The 14,656-nt window shown below is 63.9% G+C and carries 20 protein-coding genes; 3 read left to right on the forward strand and 17 right to left on the reverse strand.

Going from position 1 to position 14,656, the window contains the following annotated elements; all coding sequences use genetic code 11:
• Window positions 1–21 precede the first annotated feature (21 nt).
• The gene (locus HFGMBDPB_RS15355; protein WP_212645690.1) at window positions 22–1,038 is read right to left on the reverse strand and encodes a D-2-hydroxyacid dehydrogenase family protein; all 1,017 of its coding nucleotides are present in this window, start codon (window positions 1,036–1,038) and stop codon (window positions 22–24) included.
• 188 nt (window positions 1,039–1,226) lie between these two features.
• Here HFGMBDPB_RS15355 and HFGMBDPB_RS15360 point away from each other — a divergent pair, with 188 nt between their 5' ends.
• Window positions 1,227–2,501: a tyrosine-type recombinase/integrase gene (locus HFGMBDPB_RS15360; RefSeq protein ID WP_212645691.1), complete on the forward strand. Its 1,275-nt coding sequence runs from the start codon at window positions 1,227–1,229 to the stop codon at window positions 2,499–2,501.
• Here the strand turns inward: HFGMBDPB_RS15360 and HFGMBDPB_RS29905 are convergent.
• The 6 genes from HFGMBDPB_RS29905 to HFGMBDPB_RS15390 form a co-directional block, all read right to left on the reverse strand.
• On the reverse strand, window positions 2,488–2,733 hold the full coding sequence (locus HFGMBDPB_RS29905) for a helix-turn-helix transcriptional regulator (RefSeq protein WP_012205378.1): 246 nt from the start codon (window positions 2,731–2,733) through the stop codon (window positions 2,488–2,490). The two genes, HFGMBDPB_RS15360 and HFGMBDPB_RS29905, sit on opposite strands and share 14 nt — an antisense overlap.
• A gap of 109 nt (window positions 2,734–2,842) precedes the next feature.
• Window positions 2,843–3,151: a hypothetical protein gene (locus HFGMBDPB_RS15370; protein WP_212645692.1), complete on the reverse strand. Its 309-nt coding sequence runs from the start codon at window positions 3,149–3,151 to the stop codon at window positions 2,843–2,845.
• A complete protein-coding gene (locus HFGMBDPB_RS15375) occupies window positions 3,148–3,513 on the reverse strand; it encodes a hypothetical protein (RefSeq protein ID WP_212645693.1) in 366 nt (121 codons plus the stop codon). The genes HFGMBDPB_RS15370 and HFGMBDPB_RS15375 overlap by 4 nt, the downstream gene beginning before the upstream one ends.
• On the reverse strand, window positions 3,507–4,772 hold the full coding sequence (locus tag HFGMBDPB_RS15380) for a hypothetical protein (protein ID WP_212645694.1): 1,266 nt from the start codon (window positions 4,770–4,772) through the stop codon (window positions 3,507–3,509). The genes HFGMBDPB_RS15375 and HFGMBDPB_RS15380 overlap by 7 nt, the downstream gene beginning before the upstream one ends.
• A gap of 62 nt (window positions 4,773–4,834) precedes the next feature.
• Window positions 4,835–6,673, reverse strand: coding sequence for a DNA cytosine methyltransferase (locus HFGMBDPB_RS15385; protein ID WP_212645695.1), 1,839 nt, complete (start codon window positions 6,671–6,673; stop codon window positions 4,835–4,837).
• An 8-nt stretch (window positions 6,674–6,681) separates the two neighbouring features.
• Window positions 6,682–7,746: a DNA-methyltransferase gene (locus HFGMBDPB_RS15390; protein ID WP_212645696.1), complete on the reverse strand. Its 1,065-nt coding sequence runs from the start codon at window positions 7,744–7,746 to the stop codon at window positions 6,682–6,684.
• A 196-nt stretch (window positions 7,747–7,942) separates the two neighbouring features.
• On the opposite strand from HFGMBDPB_RS15390, the gene HFGMBDPB_RS15395 reads away from it, so the two are divergent.
• Window positions 7,943–8,182 carry a hypothetical protein gene (locus HFGMBDPB_RS15395; RefSeq protein WP_212645697.1) on the forward strand — a complete coding sequence of 80 codons (240 nt, stop codon included), beginning with the start codon at window positions 7,943–7,945 and terminating at the stop codon, window positions 8,180–8,182.
• A 38-nt stretch (window positions 8,183–8,220) separates the two neighbouring features.
• On the opposite strand, the gene HFGMBDPB_RS15400 is transcribed toward HFGMBDPB_RS15395, so the two are convergent.
• The 9 genes from HFGMBDPB_RS15400 to HFGMBDPB_RS15440 form a co-directional block, all read right to left on the reverse strand.
• Window positions 8,221–8,511, reverse strand: a complete 291-nt coding sequence (locus HFGMBDPB_RS15400; RefSeq protein WP_212645698.1) for an H-NS histone family protein — start codon at window positions 8,509–8,511, stop codon at window positions 8,221–8,223.
• Between the two features lie 29 nt (window positions 8,512–8,540).
• A complete protein-coding gene (locus HFGMBDPB_RS15405; protein WP_047218023.1) occupies window positions 8,541–8,723 on the reverse strand; it encodes a hypothetical protein in 183 nt (60 codons plus the stop codon).
• Window positions 8,720–8,950 (reverse strand): hypothetical protein, encoded by a 231-nt coding sequence (locus HFGMBDPB_RS15410; RefSeq protein ID WP_212645699.1) that lies wholly within the window; start codon window positions 8,948–8,950, stop codon window positions 8,720–8,722. The genes HFGMBDPB_RS15405 and HFGMBDPB_RS15410 overlap by 4 nt, the downstream gene beginning before the upstream one ends.
• A gap of 1 nt (window position 8,951) precedes the next feature.
• Window positions 8,952–9,926 (reverse strand): recombination-associated protein RdgC, encoded by a 975-nt coding sequence (locus HFGMBDPB_RS15415; RefSeq protein WP_212645700.1) that lies wholly within the window; start codon window positions 9,924–9,926, stop codon window positions 8,952–8,954.
• Window positions 9,927–9,932: 6 nt separating this feature from the next.
• Window positions 9,933–10,394: a hypothetical protein gene (locus HFGMBDPB_RS15420; RefSeq protein ID WP_212645701.1), complete on the reverse strand. Its 462-nt coding sequence runs from the start codon at window positions 10,392–10,394 to the stop codon at window positions 9,933–9,935.
• Window positions 10,395–10,414: 20 nt separating this feature from the next.
• Window positions 10,415–10,648: a hypothetical protein gene (locus HFGMBDPB_RS15425; RefSeq protein ID WP_212645702.1), complete on the reverse strand. Its 234-nt coding sequence runs from the start codon at window positions 10,646–10,648 to the stop codon at window positions 10,415–10,417.
• A 59-nt stretch (window positions 10,649–10,707) separates the two neighbouring features.
• A complete protein-coding gene (locus tag HFGMBDPB_RS15430; RefSeq protein WP_212645703.1) occupies window positions 10,708–11,004 on the reverse strand; it encodes a hypothetical protein in 297 nt (98 codons plus the stop codon).
• A gap of 106 nt (window positions 11,005–11,110) precedes the next feature.
• The gene (locus HFGMBDPB_RS15435) at window positions 11,111–11,371 is read right to left on the reverse strand and encodes a hypothetical protein (protein ID WP_212645704.1); all 261 of its coding nucleotides are present in this window, start codon (window positions 11,369–11,371) and stop codon (window positions 11,111–11,113) included.
• A complete protein-coding gene (locus HFGMBDPB_RS15440; protein ID WP_046988704.1) occupies window positions 11,359–11,556 on the reverse strand; it encodes a hypothetical protein in 198 nt (65 codons plus the stop codon). Before HFGMBDPB_RS15440 ends, HFGMBDPB_RS15435 begins: the two co-directional genes overlap by 13 nt.
• A gap of 1,423 nt (window positions 11,557–12,979) precedes the next feature.
• On the opposite strand from HFGMBDPB_RS15440, the gene HFGMBDPB_RS15445 reads away from it, so the two are divergent.
• Complete coding sequence (locus tag HFGMBDPB_RS15445) at window positions 12,980–13,357, forward strand: hypothetical protein (RefSeq protein WP_212645705.1); 378 nt, start codon at window positions 12,980–12,982, stop codon at window positions 13,355–13,357.
• 32 nt (window positions 13,358–13,389) lie between these two features.
• Here HFGMBDPB_RS15445 and HFGMBDPB_RS15450 read toward each other — a convergent pair whose 3' ends face one another.
• A complete protein-coding gene (locus HFGMBDPB_RS15450) occupies window positions 13,390–13,890 on the reverse strand; it encodes a hypothetical protein (RefSeq protein WP_212645706.1) in 501 nt (166 codons plus the stop codon).
• Window positions 13,891–14,656: the final 766 nt, after the last annotated feature.

Genomic DNA, 14,656 nt, shown 5'->3' on the forward strand with positions numbered 1-14,656 from the left:
GGTGCCCGCCTGACCCGGCCTTCAGCCTGCGCGTGCCGGGCCTGAGAGCACCTCGGGATTGAGGATGTTGCTGGGCTGGCCTGCAGCGAAGTTCACCACATTGTCGAAGGCGGCGCGGAAATACAGCTCATAGCTGTCTTGCTCCACATAGCCGATGTGCGGCGTGCAGATGCAGTTCTCCAGCCGCAGCAGTGCGTGGCCCTGGAGAATGGGCTCGCTCTCGAAGACATCCACGGCCGCCAGGCCGGGGCGGCCACGGTTGAGCGCGCCCAGCAGTGCATCGGCCTCCACCAGTTCGGCGCGCGAGGTGTTCACGAACAGGGCTGTGGGTCTCATGCGCGCCAGATCCTGGGCGGTGACGATGCCGCGTGTGGCCTCATGCAGGCGAAGATGCATGGACAGCACATCGGATTCGGCAAAGAAATCCTCGCGCGAAGCGGCGGCCGAAAAGCCGTCGGCCTGGGCCTTCTGGCGCGAGGACTCGCTGCCCCAGACCAGAACCTTCATGCCGAAGGCATGGCCATAGTGGGCCACCAGCCTGCCAATGCGGCCATACCCCCAGATGCCCAGCGTGCGCCCGTGCAGCACGCTGCCCAGCCCGAAATTGGCGGGCATGGACGCCGCCTTGAACCCCGATTGCTGCCATGCGCCGTGCTTGAGGTTGGCGATGTACTGCGGCAGCCGCCGCGTTGCCGCCATGATCAGCGACCAGGTCAGCTCGGCTGGTGCGATGGGCGAGCCCACGCCCTCGGCAATCGCAACGCCCTGGTCGGTGCAGGCCTGCACATCGATATGGGCGCCGGCCTTGCCGGTCTGCGCGATCAGCTTCAGGCGCGGGAGTTTTTCCAGCAACTGCCGGCTGATCTGCGTGCGTTCGCGGATCAGCACGATGATGTCCGCATCGCGCAACCGCACCGACAGCTGGCCCACACCCTTGACGGTATTGGTGAAGACCTTGGCGTTGAACGGCTCCAGCAGCCGCGCACAGTCCAGCTTGCGTACGGCGTCCTGGTAGTCGTCAAGAATGATGATGTTCATTGCCTGTGAATCTCTCATAAGCCTTTGATTTATCTCCGGGTTGCCGCGCAAGAGGTTGTCGGCAAATGATTTATTCCATTCGTGCGCTTACCTTTGTGCTTCATCTGCACTTGCCTGGACTCGTCTACACTTCACCACTCGGTATAGGTTTTGTGTAGGTTTTTCCGGCACTCAAGGTATAGCTTCAGATGTTCTTTGACGCACGTGCAGCCAAGGCCCTAAAGCAGGGCGAACACATTGTCGTACAAGGTTGTCCGGGCCTGAGGCTCGAGTCATCGGCCAGTACGAAATCATGGACCTATCGTTACAGAAGCTTGGCGGATTCGGCAAAGCTCAAGCAGGTGAAGCTTGGGCAGTGGCCGGCCATGTCTCCTGCTCAGGCCGCAGCCGAATGGCAGGCAGCACGGGACTTGCGTGAACAGGGGCGGGATCCTGCAGACGAGCGCAAGCTGGCGCGCAAGGCAGTGGCGCAACCGGTTGCACAGGTTTACACACTGAGCATGCTGGTTGACGACTATGCCGCACGGTATCTCAGGGTCAATCGTGAGGCCAAGGGCGCCCGCAACATAGAGCAGCGGCTGCGCAAAGCGATATCGGGACGCGAGTCGACATCCGTGGCCGAGGTGGGGCGCTCTTTTGTGTACGACGTCATTGAAGGCCTGGCCGACCGCCCCGTGCTGGCCAAGTCCGTGAAGACGGAGATGGCGGCCGCGTGGCGCGTAGGGTTGGAGTCGGGGAAGATCCCTGATGGTCTGCCGAACTGGTGGGCGGAACGCACGTCCCACAAGCTCCGCAGCAAGGGCGCTGTGCGCGATGGCAAGCACAAGGGCACCAGCAAGCGTGTGCTGAGCGGTGCGGAAATCAAGACGCTGATCGGCGGCGAGCTGTCGATGTTCAGCCAGCAGGTTCGGGATTTCCTGACGCTGCAGTTGTGGACCTGCACCCGCGGCGGGGAGATCTGCCAGATGCAGAAGAAGCAATTGTCGGAAGAGGGGGGTGTGCTTTGGTGGACCGTGCCCAAGGAGGCAATGAAGATTCGACACGTTGAGGTCGCACATGACCTGCGTGTGCCTTTGTTCGGTCGGGCCGAGCAGATCGTGCGACGTCTGCTGGCGAATGAGGGGCAATGGCTGTTCCCGAGCATCGGGCGCGATGGTGTGCTGAAAGGGCAGACCCAGGCCTACATGCAGACCAAGGTGCACTATCTGCAGCCCTACAGCAAGACGAAGCCCGAGCACAAGCGGGCGCGGCTGACCGTGACGCATTGGTCACCGCATGATCTTCGGCGGACGGGGCGCACCATCCTTGCGTCGATGGGCTGTCCGCATGAGGTTGGAGAGGCGATCCTTGGCCACGTCCTCCCTGGCGTGGCCGGCGACTACAACCTCTACAGGTACGACGCAGAGCGCCGCCAATGGCTGGCAGCGCTCGATGCGAAGTTGGAGGAGTTCATCGGGGCTTAGGGGCGCCGGTGTTCTCTGGTGGCAGCAGCTCAGACGCTGGCCGCCGGGCGGACCAGTCATCGAGTTCCGCGCGTAGCCAACCAACGCGCCTGGCAGACAGCTGGCGGGGCTGTGGTATCTGGCGCTCACGCACCAGTTGTTCGAAGGAACTGACGCTCAGCGCCACGTAGGCTGCGGCATGCTCGCGGCCGAGCACGGCAGGTGCAAAGTTCAGAGTGATGCTCTTGGACATGGGCGTCCTCAATGAAAAAGGCCCGCGGGTGCGGGCCAGGTGGGTGGTTCGTCGTCGCGGTGTGGCGCGCGCTTGTCGTGCCAGTCGTGTCGCTTCTTACTGGCCATGGTCAGCTCTCCTTGTGCCCAGTGGGGCGCGCGTACCGTTGCAGGAATACGCTCTGCTCCAGAGGCAGCCTTTCCTGATTGCAGAAGCGGATGACCTTTAGCAGGTAGCTGTCGATGTTGTTGCCACTGGCGGCCAGCATGGAAAGCATGTGCATGGCGAGGCCGGCGCCATCGGGCAGCAGGCGGGTTTCGCCGCGCGCCTCCTTGTCGTACTCGACCACGGCCACCATGGCCAGGCCGTGCTGCTCGCACAGCTTCCCGGCCTGCCTCAGCAGAGGTGCGATCTGCTCGTCGTAGATGGCTTCGCTCATGCCGACCCCTTGGCTGCTGCCTGGGCTGCGAGCTTGGCGGCCAGGCCGGCGCGGGCCTCGTATTCCTGCCATGCGGGCGCGTCGTCGGAGTCGTCGTCGCTGCTTTCTTCGGCCTGGCACTTGGCCATTGCAGCGCAGCACAGCGCGCACCAGCGGTAGGACATCAGCTGGCCGTCGAAACGCGCTGACATGCTGCGCACGCGCTCACCTTGGGCAATCTGGCAGCCGCAATGCGCGCACGGTCCTGGCTTTCGGGCCGTGACCAGCTTGTTCGACAGCACGCGGTCTCCCTGGTCGCCGAAATCGCCGTCGAACGGATCGAAGGCCAGGACGTGGTTCTCCCAGGCTGTGGTGCTCAGCATGCTTCGCCGCCTTCCTTGGCCTGGGCTGCCTGGCGGATGCCATGGGCGCGCTCGGCCGCCGTCCAGCCGTGGTTGAAGGACAGGCGGGCGTTGACGCTGGTCATGCCCTGCGGTTGCTGCGGCTTGATCGGCTCGCGCGCATCCACTGCAGGCGCAGCAGGTGCTGCCTTGAAGTTGGCTTCCGGGGACTGCACCAGCAGCACGACCTTGTGCTTGTCGCTGCCACCGTCGTACTCCATCACCTCGGTGACTTCGCCGAACAGGCGGTTGCCTGCGTCGTGCTCGCCCGTGCTCACATCCACCGATACCGTCATGCCGGTGATCAGCTCGCGCAGCTCGTCGGACAGGCAGCCCTCACCATCGATCAGGGGCGCAGCAGGTGCCTGTGGCGCAGCTGCCAACCGGGCGGCCGCCGCAGACAGCAGTCCACGAGCGTGGCCTCCAACTCCATGCGGCACCAGTGCGCCATCGGCGTCGAGTTGCAGCAGCGCGACGATATTGCGCACAAGGCTGGGCGTGTCGCCCCGGAACTCATCAACCGGCACAGGCGGGGCTGCAGGCGCTTCCAGGGCGGGCGCTGCTGGGGCGCCGCGCATGTAGGCCAGAGGCATGCCCGGCTCCGTCGCAGCGTCCAGTGCGATGCATGCCACGTCGAAGTCCAGAAAGGGGCGGCGCGCCAGCCCCAGCAGCAGCGTCGCCAGGGAGTCGCGCGTCTTGTCCCAGGCCGGCCCAGCTACAGCGGCATGCTGCTCCGCGCGTGCGGCGCGATCCGCATCGACATAGGCGCGCATCTGCTCGGCTGAATAGAGGCGCGTGCCGCCAGCAGGCGCTGGGTGCCCCCAGTCGATGTCCACCTTCCCTTCGCCAAAGTCAGTTACATCGCCGACTGACTGAGGCAGATGCGGGTACCGGCCCTGGAGCCAGGGCGCCCCAGCGTAGAGCGGCTGGGTGAACTTGCCTGCTGGGGTTTTGCGCGCGGGCAGGTAGCGGCCGTGCTCCGGGCCGTCATCGCTGTGCTCGGCCAGCTGCTCGGGGCTGACGTACAGCACGGGCTGAGCCAGGGGCGAGTGCATGGCCAAGGCTTCTGGGTAGTGGTTAATGGCGATGTCCACGGGATGGGACACGGGCACTGCCGCACCCTCTGGAGCGTAGGCATCGGCCAGGGCGGCCAGGACCTTGGCGCGGGGCACCAGCAGGGCCAGAGCGTCCCGTTCTTCGAAGTAGGCAGTCGAGGGCAGTTTGGAGTCGTGGTCGGTCATGGCAATCTGGAAATGAAGCGGCCCGCATGAGGCGGGCCGAGGTTGTTGGTGGACTCGTTTGGTCAAGCCGCGCGGCGTAGTTGCCAGGCCGTGGACTCGGGGGAGTTGAGCGAGACGATCTGCTGCATTGGCACGGGGCTCACGGAGTTGCCGACCATACGCACCTGGGCGGTTTTCGTCAGGGGCTTGCCAGAGGCCGTTCGGTCGATGACGTAGCCCGGGGGGAAGTCCTGGGCGTTGTAGAGTTCGCGCGGCACAAGCATGCGCAGCGTGATGTCCACGATCACCCAGGGCTCGCCCTTGAGCCACACGGTCACGAGCGCCAGGCGGTCGCGCGTGGTGATGGTGGTCATCGGGTCGCGCAGGTCCGCCCACTGGCCGCCACTGGCGTGATAGCGCATGAGGAAGGCAGCACAGCGCAGGGCACCGGCCTCCTGATCGGGAGACAGGTGGTACTGGATCAGGGCATGGTGCTCGGCCCCGGCTGTGACCGTGGGCACCGGCTCGCGCATGTCGCGGCCCACGCTGTTTCGGCGCAGCGTGCACAGGTGCGCGGCGACCAGCTGCTGCTGGCTGCCGCTGGTGGTCACGGTCGATACAGGGTCGCGCAGGTCGCGGGCCGGCGTGCTGTTGAATCCGCCGTTGGCCTGGACCATGAACGCGGATGCCAGGCTCTGCCCGCCGCCGCTGGCCGTCACCGTGCCCAGCGGTCCCCGGATGTCATTGGCGCCGTGGCTCCAGCGCTTGCCGCCGTCCTTGCCCTCGCCGTGTCCGGCCTGCACCAGGTATGCCGCGCTGATGGCGTGTTTGATGCCGCCGGCCACGGCTGTGCCCAGCGGCTGGGACAGGTCGAGCACGCGCGGGGCCTGGCCCTTGGCTTCGCCGTAGCCCATCTGGATCAGGGTGGGCGACACCAGGGCGCGGCAGCCACCTTTTTCCGTGGCGATGGTGCTCATGGGACGGTCGAGCAGCTCGATCTTCCCGCCGTGGGCCATGTTCACGATGAACGGCTGGGGGCTGTTCAGCACGAACTTGTCCAGGCCATGCGCGATCCGCCGCATGGTGGCCGGCGCCAGTTCCTTCTTGCGCCCGAAGATGCTTTGCCCGGGGATGCTCCAGTCGATGCACTCGGCTGCCTGGCGGAACGGCTTCTGGCCCGCCTTCGGGTTCTTCCAGTGCGTCTGTGCTGGCCACACGATGGGCAGGCCGTCGCGGCGGGCGATCAGGTACAGCCGTGTGCGGGTGCTGCGTGAGCCCAGGGTGGCGTTGCAGATCACCCGCCATTCCACCTTGTAGCCCAGGTCGCGCAGCGCCTGGATGAAGTGGCGCCAGTTGCGGCCCTTGTGCTTGGGGTCCGGCACCAGGAACTGATTGCCGCGCGGCACCACCTCGCCCGGGTCGGCCACCCTGAAGGTGGCCTTGCCCGTATCGGGGTCCGTGATGCGGTCCAGCGTGATGGCGCGGCCGGTGGCTGGATCGCGCTTCGCAATCAGCGGGGACCACTGCATCATCTGCTCGACGTTCTCCAGCGTGATGACATCGGGCTGGGTCTTGCCGGCCCAGCGTATGACGATCCAGGCGAGCGACCGGATTTCCCCGTTGCGCGGCTGGCCGCCCAGGGCTTGGCTGTGGTGCGTGCAGTCCGGGGATGCGTGCAGCAGGCCCACCAGCTCACCCTTGGTCACGGCCAGCGGATCCACCTCGCGGATGTCGGCGCGGTAGTGGCGTGTCTGCGGGTGGTTGACTTCGTGCATGCCGATGGCGTCGGCATCGTGGTTGATGGCGGCATCGACCGGCCGGCCGATGGCCTGCTCGATGCCAGTGGATGCGCCGCCGCCGCCGGCAAACAGGTCGATCACCAGCTTGGCCGCGAGGGGCAGGAGAAATTGGGGGGTGAGCATGCGGCTCCTCAGAAAGAGAAGAGCCCGCGTTGTGCGGGCTCTGGTTCGGGTGGTCGTGTGGCGCGGAGCCGGGGCCTGGTCGCGGGCGGCGGAGCGGCCGAGGCCTCGATGCGCTCGCGCTGCAGGGGCTCGTAGCCGGGGTTGAGCTCGCAGCCCAGGTACTGGCGGCCGAGCTGGAGCGCGACGGCCGCTGTCGTGCCGCTGCCCATGAACGGGTCCAGCACGATGTCATTTGCTCGAGATCCCGCCAGGATGCACGGCTCGATGAGCGCGGGCGGGAACGTGGCGAAGTGGGCGCCCTTGTAGGGCTTGGTGGCCACTGTCCAGACGCTGCGCCGGTTGCGCGTCGGACTGCTCGCGCGGAACGCCTCGCGGCCCGGCATGGCGTTTGTCTTGCCGGCGAACCCGCCGCGCTTCACGCTGGGCCTCAGCCGTCCCTGCGGTGGTGCACCTGGCACGGGGCCGCCCATGGGGGGGTAGTTGTTCAGGCCGGCCGCAGGCTCTTGCATGGCATCCCTGTCGAAGAAGTAGCGTGGGCCCTTGGACAGCAGGAACAGGTACTCATGCGCTTTCGTGCAGCGGTCCCCAACGCTCTCCGGCATCGGGTTAGGCTTGTGCCAGATGATGTCCTGGCGCAGATACCAGCCATCGGCCCGGAGCGCGAACGCCAACATCCAGGGAATGCCGATGAGGTCCTTCGGTTTCAGGCCTGTCGCCGGCACGCGCCGCCGGTTCTGGACTACTGCTGCCATCGTGCCCTTGCCGATGGTGGGGTGGGAGGTTGCGCCGCGGCTGCCCGTGGCATCGTAGCCGCCCGCGTTGCTGGCGTAGCTGTCCCCGATGTTGAGCCACAGCGTGCCATCGTCAGCCAGCACGTCCCGCACGCAGCGGAACACCTCGACCATGGCCGCGATGTACTGCTCCGGCGTCTGCTCCAGGCCCAGCTGGCCGGCATGCCCGTAGTCGCGCAGGCCGAAGTAGGGCGGCGACGTGACGCACATCTGGGCACGGACGCCCTGGGCCGCCCAGGCGCGCATTGTGTCTCGGCAGTCGCCGAATTCGATGGTGTTCATATCGATATTGGTCCAAGTAGCCAACTGTCGTTGTTGGCGCCTTCGCACAAAAATAATTGCAATGGGGGTTGCAATCTGAAAAACCTGTTGTAAGATTAATTCACTAAGGCCGTCAGCAAATTGTGTTGACGGCCTTTTTTCGTCCATCAGTTTTCCTGATGGTATTGACAATAAATAAAATAATAGAAAGATAAAAATGACCGAAAAAATTAATAAAAACAAAAATCTAAATTTTTCTCGCGGGCATGTTGCTCACAGGCGGCGTGGTCGTTCCAACGCATGCAGCCGGGCTTTCTCCAAGGTGCAAGCGGCCTATCGCATATTCAAATGGAGCCAAGATTTGGAGTTGGACTTGGACTTGGACCATGGCGAATCCAGCGGCTGGGGTGAATGGTTCGCTGAGTACTTCCTTGGCATCTTTACTGGCGGTTTGTGAATGCAGGACCTATTGCAGGCCCCGCATTTACGCCTTCCTCAAACGGCAGCAATCAGGAACGGTGCGCGGTCCTTGCCGTTGATCCAGTTCGGAGGCTTGCCCCGCCCGGTCCACGTCGCACCGGTGGCCGGGTCGCGGTACTTCGGGGCGCCTACGCTACCCTTGGCCTTCTTGCCCTGAGCCGGGAAGAGATCGGCAGCGGTCAGGCCGTGCTCCTGGATCAGCGCGCGGGCTTCGGTCACAGCCTTCGCCTTGGCTTCGGCCTGGGCTTGGGCGATCCGGGCTTCGAGTTCGGCCTTGCGGGCCAGCAGGTTCTGGTATTCGGTCATTTCAGGGTTTCCTTTCTGGGACGTGGTGGTCAATGGCCGCAGGGCAGGGCATCGCCGCGGTGGTGGTCTTCGGGCAGTTCGGCGCCACAGCCGAAGCAGTGCGTGGGCTTCTGCTCGTCCCACCAGATGGCGCGGGCACGTTCGGCGGCGCGGCGCGCGGCTGGCAGATCGCGCTCGGCGCGCGTGGGGTGGTGTTCGGTGTCTTGGTTCATGCTGTCGAGGCCATGGCCGCTGGCCGCATCCAGATGCTGGCGAGCGTGTCGGTGACGCGTGGGCGGGAGAGGTTGCGCTTGCGATAGCGGCGGTACTTGTCACACACGCAGGCGTTGCACTGGTCGGCCAGCCCGTCGTGGCTTTTGACTAGGGCGCGGAAGAAGCCCACGTCGGCGGGCCAGGGCTCGCCGCAGGTGGTGCAGACCTTTTCGGAGGCGGTGGCCATGTCAGAAGGGCACATCGCCTGGCTTCAGATCTGGAGGGGCACAGGCCGGGCCTGTTGTGGTCAGCGAGGTCGGCAGGGCTTGCCCCACGCCTGTTCGACCCTCGCCGCCCAGCGCTTCAATCAGGGCGGGGATGAGCTTCGACAGCTCGCCCGTGGTGATCGCAACGTCGGCATCGAAGCCGCCATCGCAATCCTTGGACTCGGTCACGACATCGAGCATCGCAACCTTGCGCAGCTGCAGGCCTTGGGTCAGCACGAAGCTCACGCGGTCGTCCCAGGTCATGGCAACGCGAGTGGGCAGCTTCCCATGCTCGATGTGCTGCTGCACTTCTGCGATGTCCAGTGGGTGGCGACCGTAGCGCACCACGGCCTTGGATTCGTCGGCGGCCTTGAGCTCGCATTCACGGTCAATCGAAAAGCCGGCCGGGCTTTCCCGCGTGGTCAGCCAGTGCGCCATGGCGGCCTGTGCGCTGGTCTGCGTATCGACCAGGGCCAGCGCAAAGCCTGTGAGGCCCTCCACCAGCGAGCTGACCACCTCGTCGGCGCGCGCCTGGCTGCCGGTGTCCAGCACCAGGGTGCGGGCCTGCGGGTCCAGCCACACCCACATGGAGCCCTGCTTGGTGAAGGCCATGGGCAGCAGGTCCAGCTTGGCCTCGTCCTTGAGTTCCTTCTTTTCCTTCTTGCCGGGCTTGCGGCCTTCGGTGGCCTCGATGTGGGCGGCCTTCTCGTTGACGCGGCGGTTGAGCACGCTGGCCGGCAGCATCTTGGCCTCGGTCATGAAGCGCATCACCCACTGATTGGCCACGGACTCGGCCAGCGGGCCATGGGGCTCGCCGCGCGGTGGCACCCAGCCGGCGCTGCGCTCCTGCGTAGGGCCGCATTCGGCAAACGGTGACTTGGCCAGCGCGGCCTCGACAGCCTGCAGGTCAGGCGACCAGGACTCGGCGATTCGGTAAATGATCAGGTTTGTGAGCATGGTGTTTCAGGCCAGGGATTTGGGATGCTTGGGCAGGCAGCCCAGGCGGTTGGCTTCTGCATCGGTCCAGGCCGCATGACCCAGCAGCAGGGTGTGGGCCTGGGTGGCCAGGGCCAGGTTGGGCTGCACTCGCCTTGCCTGAGACACGAGCAGATCCAGCAGCTTGGTATAGGCGCGGGTCTTGAGAATCCCCCAGCCGCCGAACTCGGGCGGCATGCGCTTCACCATCTGTTCGGCCTGGACGCCAATGCCCTTCACGGCTTCCCTGTGAACGAGCTTGGCCTCGTTGCGCAACTGGGCCGCCTCGGCCGAAAGTGCTTTTGCGCGTGCGCGCAGGTTGTAGGCTTCGACGGCGCGTTTCTCGCCCTTTGCTTCGAGGCGCAGCGCGGCGGCCTCGGTGGCCTTGGCCTTGGCCTTGGCACGCATGATCATTTCTTGCGCGTAGAGATCTGCCGGTGTTTGCGACATGGGGTTCTCCAAACGGTGGGTTACAGGGCGCCGCCTTCGGTGTCGTCGGCAGGCAGGTGCTGGATGGCCGGCGCAGGGATGGCTGGCGCGCGAGGCGCGAGCCCGGCCAGGAATTCCTCACGCTTCTGGTAGAGCTGGTCGATCAGGGCGTCGGCCAGGCGCGGCAGGTCGCGGGCGTTCATCAGCACCGCGTTGCGGTCCTTCTCAAAGGGCACGCCCAGGGCGACGAGGTTGGCGGAGCTGAGCTGGAGCACGGGCGCGAAGGCGGCGCAGATCTGCGAGAGGTTGAGCTTCTAGGGATTCGGCATGGCGATCAGTGGGCCTGTGCCTTGAGCTGGGACTCACGCATCGCCTGGTAGCCGGCGAGCATCGGTTCGAGCTGTTGACGCAGATCCACGCCGGGCTCCAGGTTCGCGCCGACGCTGGCGAGGGCGCAACCCATGGCATACAGGCCGCCATACAGGGCAAACGTGTTGCCGTTGCGCTGCCCGTAGGCGCCCAAGATTTCGATGATGGGCTCGGCCACATGCGTGATTGCATGGGCGTGGTAGTTGGGCGGGACTTCGTGGGTGAGGCGCACGCCTTCGATGGGGTCTGTGGATTGGCTCATGAGCTGGTGCTCCAGGTTCAGAAGAGGGGGGTGTCGGCTATGGCTGCCACAGCGGCGATGCAGAAGGCCGAGGCGGCAGACCACAGAAAAAATCCGAGAAGCTTGGTCATGGCAGCTCGCGCAGGCATTCCATGGATTGCGGGCCGGTCCACACGACTGCATGACCTGGCGGGCAGGCCTGGGCGGCGCTGTGCGCGCGCAGCACGTCTGCTGCGCCGTCCACCAACTCCTGGGCCGCGCCGGCATCTGCGCAGGCGCTGAGCACCAGGGCCACCAGCAGGACAAGGGGCAGCAGCAGCCAGCCACCATGCGTGGGCGCGGGGCCTGGATCGGGATTGAAGGGCTCGGATGGGATCACTCGTTGCATTTGGGCTCTCCAGAAACAGCAATCCCGCCAGAGGGCGGGATCGGGGTGGTGGCTGCTTGCCGCTGCAGGCGCTGGGCCTCCTGCTCGGCGATGAGGCGCTCTTCTTCGCGCCAGTCCGCATAGGTCTGCGGCTCATATGCGACGCGGCCGCGTTCGCCACGCAGGCGGTTGAATCTGAATCTCACGATGAATTCCTAAAAAAATAACCCGCCCTGCATTGCCGCAAGGCGGGCCAATGCCGCACTAGGCGGGCCCCACAAAAACACAAGCCGTCAGTGTTGCTGAGAGCTTGCCAATGCCCACACGGGGCAGGCGCGAGGAAGAAAAAGTCCGGTGCCCTTTCAGGGCGTGCCTATGAATTCCAGGAGAACCATGAGTCAGCCATAGGCCCGGTAGTCAACCGAGGTTCAACTTGTGACCGGGAACATTGGTCCGGCCAACACAGCGACGTAGAGAGAGATGAGGGTCACCACAGACCAGAAAAATGTTAGGAAAATATGCCGCATCACAATCCTCCTCAAGTCATTGAAAAAGCGTGCGAATCGCCCGAGAAAAAGCCTTCGAAAAACGTCGGAAGGGACTGCGGGATCTCCTGCTTCGCAGCTGTATGAGCTGGTAGCTGCCCCTTACCGGAAAAGCCTCCAATAGGCTCCTGTGATAGCGAGCATCCGGGTCTGGATTGAAAGACTCACTGGGCACAACTTGACTCATGCTTACCTCCATCAGCAGGGTTTTGCAGGGCTTGGGACAGACGCTATTTCAGCTTGTTGTGAGGCCTCGGCTTGCGAGCAAAGACAGGTTGGTCATGTAGGTCCGACAAGCCCTGCCTGTATGAATTTCTTGGACAAGGTGTCCGCGTGGGACGCGGGAGGAAAGTGGGAGCAGAGCTTCCTTGTGCCTGGGGCGGCCCCATAGCGGGCCACATGCATGCGTGATGCAAGCGCATCCAGGCCAGAGTCGCCAACAATGGTTTACATGCGCCAAGAAGCGGCGCTCTTAGACTGTTGCCCGCAACTCTATGAAAGGCTCCCACATGAAAATCGCGTTCGCCATGGCCGTTGCGGCCTTTGTTCTCGGCGGCTGTGCTGTGTATGACGATGGCTACCGTGGCGGGTATAAGAGCCATCCTCACGGTTGCCCGCCTGGCCAAGCCAAGAAGGGCAACTGCTGAACTCCAGAACCCGCCTCGGCGGGTTTTGTTTTTTGGGGTCCCTGCGAGCGTCCCGGTCCTCAGACGAAAAGGCCCGCGAGCGGTGAAGCTGCGGGCCTTGGAAGAAAAATGCCGATGCCGTGTTGGCGCGCCCGGGGAAGGGATTTGAGAGGGAGGGAGGAGAAGTCTCCCGGGCTCGGCGGAATCTGGTGGAAGGCAGTATGAGGGCTGATTCTTAAGAAATGCTTTACGGCTTGTAAAGAAAGTGCAGGGCTTCCACCTGCTGCGGCTTGCGAGGCCTCTGCGACCCCGTGGCCAGGGTGTGGGTTGATGGTCCCCGCTGCTTTCCCGGGGTGGTCAGATAGATCCCAGTGCACGCCGACTACGTACCTCCCGTGCACGGTGCACGGCCACGACGCTACCCGTGGTCATCTCTCGTCAACGAGGCGCTCTGGAGCATGAGCCTGCCGCGCCTAGTAGGCGACGTGTGCTCGCTTGATGCCATCGACTTACTAAATTTCGAATTGCGTAATAAGATGTGTCTTCGCGTTGGAAAGAAAGGGAATGCAATGGCGAGTTATTTGGTGACTTACGATCTTATCAAGCAAAAGAACTACGACCCACTAATCAAGGCGTTGGAGAGCTTTAACTACTGGCACTGCCTGAAGTCGACATGGATCATCAAGTCTGACGGTCCTGCTGCAGCTATACGCGATGCATTGGCTCCATACATTGACGCGGACGACAAGCTTGTCGTTGTGCTGCTTGCGCGCGAAGCAGCGTGGACGTTGAGCTTGCCTCAGGAGTGCCAAGATTGGCTTCAAAATAACTTGTGACATCATGCGCCCTGACAGTGCCTGAGGATTTGTTACGATTCCTTGAGAATTAGCCAATCACTGCGCGCGTTGTCGGGAGATGCGTAAGCAATCAGCACGCGCGCCAACTCGTAGGCTGCATTCTTCGTCATAAGGACGCTGGCGCCATCGCCAAGCTCCAAGCGCAGGCCGCTCCTGGACGACACGCAGTGCTTCGGCGTTCGCCGCTCGTAAACCACGAGCTTGCCCTTGCCGAGCAGGGCGATTTCGTCTGCGGGCCGCCTGCGAAGCACGCTCAGCGCGATCGATGTGATTTGCTCCGTGCGCACCCAAACCCGGCCAGGCCCCGATACCGAGGCTTCGTAGGTGTCTCCAAAATTGCCCGCTGCTTCCTGCAAGTTGAGTTCTTCGAAGCTGGCCGGCGAAGCTGGTGTCACTTGGCTTTCGGCCAGTCCAGCGCTGGCCACTGCACTGGCGATCTTGTTTACGCCATCGCTGGCGACCGAGAGATTGGCTGCCTCATCAAGGCTGGCGACAGGGATAGGTTGATTCATACGTCTCTCCTGGTGGTGGAAACAAAAGAGGCCTCCCGCATCGAGAAGCCGCTTTTGTTTCGCCCCGATGCGCTCGGGGAGGGCGTGCTGCATCTGGTAGCAGCTGCGCGGCATCAACATGCCGCACCGTTTATTTGCTCCGTGGTGTCATCTCACTGCGTTCGTCACCGGAATGCCCGGGCGGTGTTCCATCGTCGGCTCCAGATGCGCTGGCGCGCACCCTTCACTGCCTCCCGCCTACTCTCTACAGGGCATGCCGCCCGCAGTTCCTTCCCTATGCCGTGAACCGTGCTTTGACGGACTGGCAACCGCGCGGAGACGCGGCGCGCTGACCTGGCCCATGCCCAGGAGCGCCATTGCGCCGGACGAATGCCCCGCTCGTGGGGCAAGCAACATCGGCGTGCAGTGCGAGAGCTGAGTGCAGATTGGATGAGGCGGCCATCTGAGATACTTGCTGCGGGGAGATACCGCTCCCCACTGCGCCCTGGTAAGGCGCATAAGGTGCGGTGACTTGGGGTGGTATGGGATGGATGTCCCGCCTGCTCGGCGATAAGAGCATCGCCCCCTTCACCAAGCCGATGCCAGAAGCCTATTCGCGGTAAGCAACTGGCCGCGCCAGCAAGGGCGCGTAATAAGTGCAAAGCGGGTTCTTGACCCGTGGCCACGGGTCTTCACCGGAGCAATCCAAATGAAGACTTCTGTGCGTGTGAGCATCAAGATCGACGTGGCCAAGTGCCTCCAAGCCATCGGCTACATCGTTCTGCTA

The sequence above is a fragment of the Delftia sp. PE138 genome (assembly GCF_018320755.1).
Taxonomy (GTDB): Bacteria; Pseudomonadota; Gammaproteobacteria; order Burkholderiales; family Burkholderiaceae_C; genus Comamonas; species Comamonas tsuruhatensis.